Annotated in this window: 6 protein-coding genes; all 6 read left to right on the top strand. The window is 39.7% G+C overall.

What is annotated here, in order from left to right; genetic code table 11:
* Positions 1-13: 13 nt before the first annotated feature.
* The 6 genes from AC1RJ8_RS00250 to AC1RJ8_RS00225 all read left to right on the top strand — a co-directional run bounded on the left by AC1RJ8_RS00250 (position 14) and on the right by AC1RJ8_RS00225 (position 14,232).
* On the top strand, positions 14-2,749 hold the full coding sequence (locus AC1RJ8_RS00250; RefSeq protein WP_492952328.1) for an alpha-d-galacturonidase: 2,736 nt from the start codon (positions 14-16) through the stop codon (positions 2,747-2,749).
* Positions 2,749-4,302, top strand: coding sequence for an MGH1-like glycoside hydrolase domain-containing protein (locus AC1RJ8_RS00245; protein WP_492952329.1), 1,554 nt, complete (start codon positions 2,749-2,751; stop codon positions 4,300-4,302). The genes AC1RJ8_RS00250 and AC1RJ8_RS00245 overlap by 1 nt, the downstream gene beginning before the upstream one ends.
* A 234-nt stretch (positions 4,303-4,536) precedes the next feature.
* Positions 4,537-6,123 (top strand): glycoside hydrolase family 28 protein, encoded by a 1,587-nt coding sequence (locus AC1RJ8_RS00240; RefSeq protein ID WP_492952330.1) that lies wholly within the window; start codon positions 4,537-4,539, stop codon positions 6,121-6,123.
* Between the two features lies 1 nt (position 6,124).
* Positions 6,125-8,941 (top strand): glycoside hydrolase family 95 protein, encoded by a 2,817-nt coding sequence (locus tag AC1RJ8_RS00235; RefSeq protein WP_492952331.1) that lies wholly within the window; start codon positions 6,125-6,127, stop codon positions 8,939-8,941.
* Positions 8,942-9,091: 150 nt separating this feature from the next.
* The gene (locus AC1RJ8_RS00230; RefSeq protein WP_493008019.1) at positions 9,092-12,565 is read left to right on the top strand and encodes a malectin domain-containing carbohydrate-binding protein; all 3,474 of its coding nucleotides are present in this window, start codon (positions 9,092-9,094) and stop codon (positions 12,563-12,565) included.
* A 98-nt stretch (positions 12,566-12,663) separates the two neighbouring features.
* The gene (locus AC1RJ8_RS00225) at positions 12,664-14,232 is read left to right on the top strand and encodes a sodium:solute symporter family protein (RefSeq protein WP_492952333.1); all 1,569 of its coding nucleotides are present in this window, start codon (positions 12,664-12,666) and stop codon (positions 14,230-14,232) included.
* Positions 14,233-14,235: the final 3 nt, after the last annotated feature.

Below are 14,235 nucleotides of genomic sequence, written 5' to 3'. Positions count from 1 at the left end.
AGAGCCAATTTGAATGAGAAATTTTCTGATTTTTATTTCCTGTTATTTTCTATCGATATCATTTTCTAAGGCCAGTGTTCGGGTGCCGAAAACAATTGTAATTTCTACGGAAAATCATGTTCGTGTGCGTTTTGGTGCCGAAAAGTTATCAAAAGCCTTAGCTAAGCTGAATTACTCAACAAAAATTGAACAAAAAGACAAACTTAGCACTACTTATAACGCAATTGCGATTGGTGTATTTTCGGATAAACTTTTTATCAATAATCTTCCAGTAGCGATTAAAAATAAGATTTCAACGACCCAAAAAGAGGGCTTTCATATTTATACCGGAAAAAACGGGGCGCTTTATATAATCGGCAACGATGCATCGGGTGCCTTATATGGCTGCATAGAACTCGCAGATCAAATCAAGGGTAGTGGTAAATTACCTGCCCAGCTTGCGCTTTCCGACCAGCCTGAAATGGTATTAAGAGGTACTTGTATTGGTCTGCAAAAACCAGATTATCTGCCTGGCCACGATGTTTATGAGTATCCTTACACCCCGGAAACTTTTCCCTGGCTTTACGATAAGGCATTATGGATCAAATACCTGGATATGATGGTCGAAAACCGCTATAATTCACTTTATTTATGGAACGGACATCCTTTTTCATCGCTGCTGCGCTTAAAAGATTATCCTTATGCAGTAGAGGTGGATGATGCGACTTTAAAAAAGAATGAAGAAATCTTCCAGTTTTTGACTAAGGAAGCTGATAAACGCGGCATCTGGGTAATCCAGATGTTTTACAATATTATTATTCCAAAACCATTTGCCGATAAACACGGCTTAAAAACACAAGACAGAAACCGTCCGATTATTCCTTTAATTGCTGATTATACCCGTAAATCGATCGCCTCATTTGTAGAAAAATATCCCAATGTAGGCTTAATGGTGGCTTTGGGCGAAGCAATGGAAGGTGTGGGGCAGGATGACATTGATTGGTTTACCAAAACGATTATCCCAGGTGTTAAAGATGGATTAAAAGCCGCGGGCATTAAGGACGAACCTCCGATTGTATTGCGTGCACATGATACTGACGCACCAAGTGTGATGAAAGCAGCGCTGCCCTTTTATAAAAACCTGTATACCGAAAATAAGTTTAATGGCGAGGCTTTAACTACTTATACGCCACGTGGCGCCTGGGCCGATTTAAACAGGAAATTAGCCGCTACTGGTACCATTAACATTTCAAATGTCCATATTTTAGCTAATCTAGAGCCGTTTCGTTACGGTTCGGCAGACTTTATCCAGAAATCAGTTCAGGCGATGAACAAGATTTATGGTGCAAAAGGTTTGCATTTATATCCTCAAGCGAGTTATTGGGATTGGCCTTATTCAGCCGATGAGGTAAAAGGCAGACTACTGGAGGTAGACCGTGATTGGATCTGGTACAAAGAATGGGCAAGATATTCGTGGAATTCGCAAAGAGACCGTAGTGGAGAAATTAACTATTGGGGCAAAGAATTAGCCGATAAATATGGTGCTACTTTAAGCGCAGGTAAAGCCATTCTGAATGCTTACGAAGAATCGGGTGAGATATCACCCAAACTTTTGCGTAGATACGGCATTACGGATGGTAACCGACAAACCTTAACGCTGGGCATGTTGATGACTCAACTCATTAATCCGTTCCGTTATGGCTTGTTTACCTTAATGTACGAATCGGAAGCGCCAGAAGGCGAAATGATTATCGAATACGCAGAAAAAGAGTGGAAGAAACAAGGTCACATTGGAGAAACCCCGGTTCAGGTGGCAAGCGAAGTGGTTGAACATGGTAAAAAAGCCATTCAATCTATTAATGAAGCTGCACCCGGCATAACAAAAGATACTGCAGAGTTTAAGCGACTTAGAAATGATATCTATTGTTATGATGAAATGGCTAATTTTTATGCTGAAAAAGTTAAGGCAGCCCTGTGGATACTGCGATATAAAAATTCAAACCAGGTAGCTGACTTGGAACAGGCATTACCTTTTCTCCAAAAAAGCGTAGATCATTATGCTAGACTGGTTAAATTGACTGAGCACAGTTACCTGTACGCCAATAGCATGCAAACCAAGCAGCGCAAAATCCCGATGCGTGGCGTAGATAAAACTTTTATTCACTGGAAAGAAATGTTGCTGGTTTTTAATAAAGAACTTGATCATTTTAAAAGAAGTATCGATTCTCTGAAATCAATAAAACAGGGAACAGTTGCTGCAATAGTGCCTTATAAAGCTGCTGATGTTAAAGTTTTAAACGAAACAGAAAGTTATGTGATAGCCAAAGATGCACCGCTTTTTGCAGATACTGCAATTAAGATTAAAGAAGTTGCCGCGCAGTTGGTGGGTTTAAAGGGAATTAAACTGGCAAAAGAAAAGCAGATTAAAATTGGAACCGAAATTAAATTCAGCACCAAAGCACCTGTAAAATTACTGATAGGCTTTTTTAATCAGAAAGATCCTCAATATCTTGCTCCTCCTCAACTGGAAACAGATGCGAGTGCCAATAACTATGGTCAGTCTGAAATCAAGATATCGAATGCGTTAGTGCCTTATGGTTTTCCACCCGTAAATGTTCATGCTTATTCTTTCCCAGCAGGTACGCACGCATTAAACTTAGGCAAAGGAGTCTGCCTGGTTTTAGGGTTTATTGATGATAAACAGGAACTGCGGATTTTTAATGCAGGTTTGGATGGCAGAGGAAAAGACATCGATTGGTTATTTGAATAATGATGAATACAAGAAATTTAATTGCAACAGTAGCATTGTCGGTATTGACAATTACTGGCTTTGCGCAGCAGAAATCAATCCTGGGAACTGAAAAATTGAAAAAATATGTTACCTATTTCAATTCGATCGACACAGAAGCCGTGAAAAACTATGTGCCCAATGCCGAAGCCTTTACGTGGTTAGCTGAACAGGCGCCATTATTCGAATGCCCCGATTCGGTATTGGAACAAAACTATTATTACCGCTGGTGGACTTACCGCAAACATTTGGTTAAAACTCCTGAAGGATTCATTTTTACCGAATTTATCGAACCAGTTAAACATGCTGGGAAGTATAATTCTATTAGCTGTGCATTAGGTCATCATATTTACGAAGGCAGGTGGTTAAAAGACAATAGCTACTTAAAAGATTATATCAAATTTTGGCTTTACCATGCCGATGTTGGCCAAACGAAACAACGTTTCCATCAATTTAGCAGTTGGGTAGATGATGCAGTTTATCAGAATTACCTGGTTCAGCCCGATCAGGGATTTTTGAAAGAAATTCTGCCTGCGTTGGATAAAGATTATGGCAAGTGGGAAGCCGAAAGGCAGCTTAAAAACGGTCTTTTCTGGCAACATGATGTTAAAGATGGCATGGAAGAATCGATCAGTGGTTCACGTAAAGACCAGAACCAACGCCCAACCATAAATAGTTATATGTATGGCAATGCCATGGCTTTGGATAAAATCGCCACACTTTTAGGCGATGGAGCACTTGTGAGTAAGTATAAAAACAAAGCAATTGTACTCAAAAAACTAGTTCAGGATAGTTTGTGGAATGTTTCTTCTTCATTTTTCGAAACAAGAAAGGCCAAAGGAGGCTCATCTGATGTTAGAGAGGCCATCGGTTTTACTCCATGGGAATTTAACCTGCCAGATGATCAGTCAAATTATGCAAAAGCCTGGGATCAGTTACTCGATACTGCGGGATTTAAAGCCCCTTGGGGCTTAACAACAGCCGAAAGAAGAAACCCAACATTTAGAACAAGGGGAACCGGACATAGCTGTGAATGGGATGGAGCGCTTTGGCCTTTTGCCAGCTCGCAAACTTTAAAAGGATTGGCCAATCTGTTAACCAATTATAAAAAACACGGTAAAATGAATGCCAAAGTCTTTTACCGGGAGTTGCATCAATATGCTGCTTCTCATACTAAAAACGGTAAACCTTACATCGGTGAGTATCAGGATGAGAAAACAGGGGAATGGTTAAAAGGCGACAATCCAAGAAGCAGTTTTTACAATCATTCTACCTTTAATGATCTTATCATCAATGATCTGGTTGGCATAAAGCCACGTCAGGATAATGTGCTTGAGATATTTCCATTAATACCTAAAAATCAGTGGGATTGGTTCATATTAGATCAAGTTTCGTATCACCATAAAACATTGACTATTTTGTGGGATAAAACCGGAAAAAAATATAATAAAGGCAAAGGATTGTTGGTGTTTGCAGATGGTAAAGAAATTTACAAAGGGAAGGATTTAAAGCCTTTAAAGGTACAGATGAATTAATGAAATACTTTGGTCTGTGTCTTCACAAACCGAAATAAAATTGATCAAGAGGCGATGAAATCGCCATTCTCACGCATCCTCGTTACAAACGAGGACGATGTGGGCTTAAAATGGACTAAACTGATCCTCGTTGCGAGGCACGAAGCAATCCTAAAGCGTTAGTATTGTGCCTAGCGATAGTAGTAAGATTGCTTCGTGCCTCGCAATGACGAAAAAACAATAAAATATAACCAAATGAAACATTCCATCAATATTATTAAAGCTTTAATTTTTATTCTTGCCTTTGGTATCGGTTTAACTGCAAAAGCCCAGTCTTATTACAACGTAATTAAATACGGTGCAAAAAACGACAGCAGTAAACTGGCCACAACAGCAATAAAAAATGCGATAGAAGCGGCATCAAAAGCTGGTGGCGGAACAGTTTATTTCCCCGCCGGAAAATACCTAACCGGCGCTATCCATTTAAAAAGCAATATCACCATATTAATTGATGCCGGTGCCGAATTACATTTTAGCGATAATTTTGACGATTATTTACCGATGGTAAAAAGCCGTTACGAAGGGGTAGATGTAACCAGTTTTTCACCTTTGTTTTATGCTTATAAAGTAGAAAATATTTCGATTATTGGTAGGGGAATTATTGATGGACACGGCAAAAAATGGTGGGATTTTGTAGAAGGTTACAAAGAGGGGCAAGCACGTTCTAAATGGCAAACTACTTTTGACGGTTTAAACCAGGATATTATTTTGCCAGATGATCCTAAGCAGATGAAACGCGGTTTTCTTCGCCCGCCATTTATACAACCGATGTTCTGTAAAAATGTACTGATCGATGGGATAACTATCCGCAATTCGCCTTTTTGGACCGTAAATCCCGAGTTCTGTGAAAATGTTAAGGTTCATGCCGTTACCATCAATAATCCCCATTCGCCAAATACAGACGGCATTAATCCTGAATCTTGTAAAAATGTGCACATTTCAGATTGCCACATTAGTGTGGGAGATGACTGTATTACCATCAAATCGGGGAAAGATGCCCCTGGACGAAAAATGGCCGTTCCGGCAGAAAATTATGTGATTACCAATTGTACCATGTTATCAGGTCATGGAGGCGTGGTAATCGGCAGTGAAATGTCGGGCGATGTACGTAAAATAGCCATCTCGAACTGTGTCTTCGACGGAACAGATAGGGGGATCCGCATTAAAACAGCCCGTGGCAGGGGCGGTGTGGTTGAAGACATTAGGGTGAGCAACATCATCATGAAAAACATTAAAGATCAGGCGATTGTACTTGATATGCAATATGCGAAGACGAATGTAGAACCCGTTTCTGATCGAACACCGATTTTTAGGAATATTCATTTCAGTAATATCACAGGCCAGGTTAACCAGGCGGCTTATTTAAATGGGTTAGAAGAAATGCCTATCGATAATATTACTTTCAATGATATTAATATGGATGCCAAAACTGGCTTTTCTATTCAAAATTCCAGTAATATTGAGTTTCATAATGTAACGGTGAATACAGAATTAGGCGCATCGATAAAGGCATTAAAGGTGAATAATTTAATCGTTGATTGTTTAAAAAGTAATAAACCTCATGCCAATGCGGCAGTAATCGATGTCACTAATGTATCTGATCTGTTCCTGTATAATGCTTTCCCAACGAAAGAAACTGTTACTTATTTGAAATTAAACGGGGCCGAGACTAAAAATATATTCTTAGGAAATAATAATTTTAGACGAGTGAAAGAAGCAGTTAAAAAAGAAAAAGAAGTAAACAGTAACATCGAAATTATTTCGGGCGATAAAGGACAATAATATGAGGTTTAAACTTTTATTAAGTACATCATTTTTAATATTGACAGCTCATTTTAGCAGCTTTGCACAAGAAAACAACCATACTTTATGGTACAATAAGGCTGCCGAAAAGTGGACTGATGCCTTGCCAATCGGAAACGGCAGATTGGGTGCCATGATTTTCGCTGGAACGGCTGTAGATCATATCCAGTTTAATGAAGAAAGCGTTTGGACGGGCAAACCAAGAGATTATAACCGAAAAGGCGCTTACCAATATCTGCCCGAGATCAGGAAATTACTTTTTGAAGGAAAGCAGGCAGCCGCTGAAGCTTTAGCACAGGAACATTTTATGGGCTTGCAAAGTAGTTCGGGCGACAGAAGAATTTGGGTAAATGAAATGAAAGCTGGCAAGGGCATTCAAGGTAATCCTGCATTCGCAAATTTTGATGATCAGCATTGGAAAATGATTAAAGTACCTTCCTACGAGGGTTGGGAAGCTGTAGGATTGGCCAATCTGGATGGCGCGGTTTGGTTCAGAACCACTTTTGACGTGCCCGAAAATTGGGTAGGAAAAGATCTTGTTCTCGATCTTAACCGCATCCGCGATCAGGATTTCACTTATATAAACGGTCAATTGGTTGGCAGCACCGATAATGCGGAGCCAAGAAAATATACTATTCCTGCAAAGCTGATTAAAAAAGGTAAAAATGTAATTGCCATTCAGGTACTCAATTACTTCGATAAAGGCGGATTGGCTGGTTATAAAGACACCACAAAAAAGATTGGCATTTATCCTGTTGGCGAAAGCATGGAACATGGCATTTCGCTGGTTAAGGAGTGGAAATATAAGATCCAGGATGAAGATCCGCCAGCTATTCCGCAATACCAGGGCAGTTATCAACCTTTTGGTGATTTGAATCTATATTTCAAGCAGACCAAATCTATGGTTTCTAATTATAAACGGTCTTTAGACATCAGTACCGCCGTTGCAAAAACAACTTATACGCTAAACGGTGTAAATTATCAGCGTGAGTATTTTGCAAGTCAGCCAAACCAGGCCATTGTAATCCATTTAACGGCCGATAAAAAAGCATCCATTACCTTTGATGCGGCGCTTTCAAGCCCTCACCGAAAATCATCCATAAAAGCTTTAGCGAATAATGTAATTGCTTTATCCATTCAGGTAAAAGATGGTGCGATTAAGGGAGAAAGCCGATTAACAGCTTTAATCAAAAACGGGTCTGTGAAAGTGATTAATGGTAAAATCAGCATCAGTCAGGCAGACGAGGTGACACTTTATTTGACAGGCGGAACCAATTTTATCAATGCGCAGGATGTTTCCGGGAATGCGGCAGCGGCCAACATTAAAGCACTAAATAGTTTAAAAGGTAAAACGTATACCGAAATCAAACAGCAGCACATTAAAGAATATCAAAGCTATTACAACAATTTTAGTGTTGATTTTGGGCGATCGGATAATGAGCACCTTCCCACAGATGAAAGATTATCGAAGTTTGCAACTGCAAATGATCCTGCTTTTGCGGCTTTATATATGCAGTATGGAAGATATTTATTGATTTCCAGCTCCAGACCTGGTACTCAGCCAGCCAATCTTCAAGGGATTTGGAACGATTTGCTTACGCCACCATGGGGAAGCAAGTACACCACCAATATTAACCTCGAAATGAACTACTGGCCGACTGAAATTCTTAATTTATCAGCCTTAAACGAGCCGCTTTTCAACAAAATCAAAGGACTGGCGAAAACCGGAGCCGAAACAGCAAAAGCATATTACAATGCCCGTGGTTGGGTTTTACACCACAATACCGATTTATGGAACGGTACAGCACCGATTAATGCCTCCAACCATGGTATTTGGGTAAGTGGAGGTGCTTGGTTAAGTGAGCATTTATGGGCGCATTATAAATTCAGTAAAGACCGCAAATTCCTGGAAAGTGAGGCTTACCCTCTAATGAAACAAGCTGCTTTATTTTATGAAGATTTTTTAATTAAGGATCCTAAAACAGGCTGGTTAATTAGCACACCTTCCAATTCGCCCGAAAATGGCGGTTTAGTTGCTGGCCCAACAATGGATCACCAGATTATCAGATCGCTGTTCAGGAACTGTATCGCCGCTGCCGAGGTATTGAATATAGATGAAAATTTTAGGAAATCCCTAACAGAGAAGATCGCACAGATTGCGCCAAATCAAATTGGGAAGTACGGGCAACTCCAGGAATGGCTGGAAGATAAGGATGATACGACCAATAAACATCGCCATGTTTCTCATTTATGGGGTGTATATCCTGGAAATGATATTACCTGGGATGGTAACGAGAAGATGATGCAAGCAGCAAAACAATCTTTATTGTACCGTGGAGATGACGCTACAGGCTGGAGTTTAGCCTGGAAGATTAATTTCTGGGCAAGGTTTAAAGATGGCGATCATGCCATGAAACTGGTTAAAATGCTAATGAAGCCAGCCAATAATGGTGCAGGTTCTTATGTGAACCTTTTCGATGCACATCCGCCTTTCCAAATAGACGGAAACTTTGGAGGTGCAGCCGGAATCGCCGAAATGATTGTGCAAAGTCATCAGGGCTATCTGGATATCTTACCGGCTTTGCCAGCAGCTATTCCGAACGGAGAAATTAAAGGTTTACAGGCACGTGGTGGATTTGAACTGGATTTAACATGGAATAAGGGTTTATTGACCTCAATTACCATAAAATCCAAAACAGGTGGGCCATGTAAAATCCGTTACAAAAACAACAACGTTACGTTCGAAACTAAAGCTGGTGAAAGCTATAATTTAAATGGAGACCTGAAATCGCAGTAAAATATGAACAACAAAATCGTCATTGCGAGGAGGAACGACGAAGCAATCTCCCTTAGAAGAGACTTATTTAAAGTTGATTTTTTTAATGTTTTTTGCTGCATGAGCCTTGGTTCGTTTCCCCAAGAACCAAAAAAAATTCAATTTAAACAGTTGCTTTTACTGCTGTTATTCTTCATCAATTTTTATGGAGCGAGTTCACTCTATGCACAAAACCAAACCAGGAAAGACATTTTATTAAATTCCAATTGGCTCAGTATTGCCGACGAAAAAAACAAAAATGCTTTTGATGGTTTTCAGTTAGCCAGCTACAAAACCTTAAATTGGAAAAATGTAAATGTTCCACATAACTGGGATCAGTACGAAGGCTATCAACGCAAACTTCATGGCAATAAACATGGTTATGCCTGGTACCGCAAAACATTTAAAACCAACGCGATTAAGGCTGGAAAACGGTTTTTTCTGTATTTCGAAGGTGTGGGTTCGTATGCAACAGTTTGGTTAAACGGTAAAAAAGTGGGGTACCACGCTGGTGGGCGAACAACGTTTACTTTGGATGTGACCTCAGCCATCAAACTAAATAACGAGGACAATGTGCTGGCGGTAAGAGCCGATCATCCTGCAAATATCCAGGATTTACCCTGGGTTGATGGTGGCTGCTCTACCGAACGTGGTTTTTCAGAAGGTTCACAGCCCATGGGCATTTTCCGTCCGGTACATTTAATTGTGACTAATGATATCCGTGTTGAACCGTTTGGTATCCACATCTGGAACGACAATAAAATCTCAGAAAAGGCGGCTATTCTGAATCTGAGTACTACAGTTAAAAACTATAGTTTAAAGCCTAAAAAGATATCCATAATCAACAGATTACTAGATCAAAATGGAAAGCAGGTTAAAGAATTAACGAAAACAATAATTCTTCCCGGTGGTAAAGAAATTCAGATTGATCAGCAGACCGATAAAATCATTAACCCTAAACTTTGGTCTTTAGAAAATCCATATCGCTATACTTTACAAACCACCATCATCGAAAACGGAAAAATTGTAGATGAACTGAAAACGCCCTATGGCATCCGTTGGATCAGTTGGCCTATTGGTGAACAAGCGAACCAGAAACAGTTTTTATTGAATGGTAAACCGGTTTTTATTAATGGAATTGCAGAATATGAGCATTTAATTGGGCAGAGCCATGCTTTTAGCAACGAGCAGATCAGCTCTAGGGTTCGACAAATTAAAGCTGCAGGTTTTAATGCCTTCCGTGATGCACATCAACCACACAATTTATTGTACTCAGATTATTGGGATAAAGAAGGGATTTTATGCTGGACACAAATGGCCGCTCACATCTGGTATGACACACCAGAATTCAGGAAAAATTTTAAAGACCTCTTAACAGACTGGGTAAAAGAACGCAGGAACAGTCCGGCAGTTGTTTTATGGGGATTGGAAAACGAAAGTACTTTACCAGAAGATTTCGCGAAGGAATGTACTGAGCTGATTCGGAAATTAGATCCTACAGCTTCATCACAAAGAAAGGTAACCACCTGCAACGGTGGGAAAGGCACTGATTGGGATGTTCCTCAAAACTGGACTGGCACTTATGGTGGTAATCCGTTAACTTATGGAGAAGATCTTCAAAGGCAGGTTTTGGTTGGCGAATACGGTGCCTGGCGAACTATTGATCTTCATGATACAGATGACAATGGTAAAGGTTATACCGAAAATAAAATGACCGATCTGATGGAAACAAAAGTTCGCCTGGCCGAATCGGTGAAAGATAAAACCGCTGGTCATTTTTTCTGGCTCTACAGCTCACACGATAACCCAGGCAGGGTACAAGGTGGCGAAGGATTAAGAGATTTAGATCGGGTTGGCCCGGTAAACTATAAAGGCATGTTTACGCCTTGGGAAGAACCCACGGATGTTTTTTACATGTTCAGGGCAAATTATGCCCCAAATCAAACTGAGCCTATGGTATATATTGTTTCGCATACCTGGCCAAACCGCTGGAACAAACCAGGGATAAAAGACAGTATTGTGGTTTATTCTAACTGCGATGAAGTAGAACTGTTTAACGATGTAAACAGCCAATCTTTAGGCAAAAGGAAACGTGGTACAATAGGCACACATTTCCAATGGAACAAGACTGATATCCGGTATAATGTATTATATGCAGTGGGCTATGTGAACGGAAAAGCTGTAGCTAAAGATCAAGTGGTATTGCAAAATCTGCCTCAAAGCCCAAATTTCAACATTTTAATTAAGGACGAAAAATTAACAGTACCATCTCAGGATTATAATTATGTGTACCGTGTAAACTGCGGTGGTGGCGATTATACAGATACTAACGGGAGTAAATGGTCTGCTGATCGGAACTTAACTTCGTTGAATAGTTTTGGTTCAACCTCCTGGACGGCTGGTTTTACGGGTATTCCAGCCTTTTTTGCCAGTCAACGCCGTACCTTTCAACCCATTGAAGGTACTAAAGATTGGAAGCTTTTTCAGACTTTCAGATTTGGCAGAGATCAATTGAAATATCATTTTCCACTACCTGACGGCGAATATCTGGTCGAACTTTATTTTATAGAACCATGGCTGGGTATTGGCGGAGGTTTTGATGCCAAGGCCATGCGTTTATTTGACGTGGCATTTAATCGAAAAACGGTTATTAAAGATTTAGATATCTGGAAAGAGGCGGGTAGTAATACTTTATTGAAAAAAACAGTTAAAACTTCAATCAAAGGAGGCTTTTTAGACATTAACTTCCCTGTGGTGAAAGTGGGGCAGGCCGTGATTTCGGGCATTGCCATAGCCAGTTTAAATCAAAAGATTAAACCCGCGCCAGTAAGCAATTCACTTTTAACAAAAATAAAAAATGCTGAATTAAACAGCTGGCTGGATATTGGACAAGAACAGTTTAAAGGAGAGAAATCAGCATTTACCCATTTACCTTCAAATTTATATGGTGCAGAATGGTTAAAAGCTTCACGAGGACAGGAAAGTATCGAATTTACGGCTACTGATAGTGTTGATACCTTTATTGCACTAAATAAAAACAGTAGTATTCCGCAGGGATTTGAAAATACTAGAACCACCCTGAGCAACAGCAATAATGAAACGTTTGATCTTTATCGCAAAAGACTTATTCCCAACGAAAGAATCATTTTTGATAATAGGGTGGCAACTATTTTTGTATTGCCCATTACGCATTTACAACCCGCTTACGATTTAAAAACCACTACCACTTATAAAGCTACTGATGGTATTTTAGAAGGTAAAGATGTTGTGAAAGCAATTTTAATGGATAAACAGCGTGTAATTTTTAATGCGGCGAGTCAAGGGAGCTTAACCTGGCAGTTATCAGTTGGTGTTGCCGATACCTACTCCTTAACCCTAAAATACCATAATCCATCAGAGCAGCTTTTGAAAGCCAAGCTGGAATTTTTATCGGCAGATGGAACATTAATGAAAACAGAAACGGTTGAATTTGCACCAACCAAAGCAGGTAAATGGAATTACCTGAGCACTAACACCGGGAGCATGATTAATGCCGGCACTTATAAACTCAAATTGATTGCCACAGAAAGCAAAGGACTGGCAGTTGATGCTTTAGATGTTCAATAAGATAAGATGGTACAATATGTGGCCAAAATCTTATATTAATACTGATATTTAGTCATGCATATTTGTTTTAACCAAATTAATAAACGAGCCAACAAATAATGAAAGGACTTCCTTTAGTCGATCTTGCAATCATCTTCATTTATCTTGTTGGAATGATATTAGTTGGGGTTTATTTTTCGAGGAAAAATAAAAACTCCGAGCAATTTACAAAAGCTTCGGGCCTGATCCCCGGATGGGCGATAGGTTTATCTATTTATGCAACATTTTTAAGTAGCAATACTTTTTTAGGCGTACCTGGTAAGGCTTTCGGGAGCAATTGGAACGCATTTGTATTCAGTATTTCGATGCCCTTGGCCGCTTGGATCGCTTCAAAATACTTTGTTCCGTTTTATAGGAATACTGGCGAAATATCGGCCTATACCCATTTGGAAAAACGTTTTGGCGCATGGGCAAGGGTATACGCAGTAGTTTGTTTCCTATTGACCCAGTTGGCCAGAATGGGATCGATATTTTTCGGGATTGCACTGAGCCTACAGGCACTTACTGGTTATTCCATGCAGATGATTATGATCGTAATGGGCATTTGTATCATTGTTTATACTGTTTTAGGAGGAATTGAGGCAGTAATATGGACAGAAGTGGTACAAGCAGTGGTGAAGACTTTTGGCGCTTTGCTTATTCTGTATTTAATCATTTCGAATATGCCAGGAGGGGTTTCGAAGATTGTAGAGATCGGACAATCGGCCAATAAATTTAGTTTGGGCAGTTTTAAGCCTGATTTTATTGGTTCGTCGTTCTGGGTGGTACTGCTGTATGGTTTTTTTATCAATCTGAATAACTTCGGAATGGACCAAAATTACATCCAGCGTTATCATACGGCATCGTCAAGTAAAGCAGCTTCGAAATCGATATGGTTATGTGTTTGGTTGTATATCCCGGCATCATTACTCTTTTTTATTATAGGATCTTGCTTGTATGCGTATTATGAAATCAATCCAGAATTGGTGCAGTCGATAAAACACCAGGTAGCCATAGAGCGTTTACCCTTAGGTGCTTCGGCAGCAGAGGTGTTGAAGGTACAGCATGCATTACTGCCATCTGATTATGGTGATAAAATTATGCCACATTTTATGGTGACTAAAATCCCCATAGGTTTGGTTGGTTTAATTGTATCGGCCATTTTATCGGCAGCAATGAGCACCATAAGCTCTGGCATGAATGCCTCAGCAACAGTGTTTTCAGTTGATATTTATAAGCGATATTTTAAACCTGATGTAACGGAGAAACAAAATTTATCACTATTACATTTGGCTACCATTGGCTTTGGCTTATTGGGCATGATTGCCGGCATTGCCATGATTGGCGTAAAAAGTATTTTAGATGTTTGGTGGGAACTATCAGGGATTTTTGCGGCAGGAATGCTCGGGCTATTCCTTTTGGGTATTATCAGTAGGCAAACTAAAAACCATGAAGCCATAACAGCAACAATAATCGGCATTGCCGTAATCATATGGATGACATTTTCTTCACTTCTTCCTCCAGAATATGAAGTTTTTAGAAATCCTTTGCATAAAAACATGATTATCGTAATCGGTACTTTGACCATTTTTTTAGCAGGGCTTTTCCTGACGAAAATTAAAAATAGAAAAACTAAAACAGCCAATTAAAAA

It is taken from the genome of Pedobacter sp. GW822-FHT03F06 (assembly GCF_058801365.1).
This window is presented reverse-complemented; position numbering and strand designations above follow the sequence as displayed.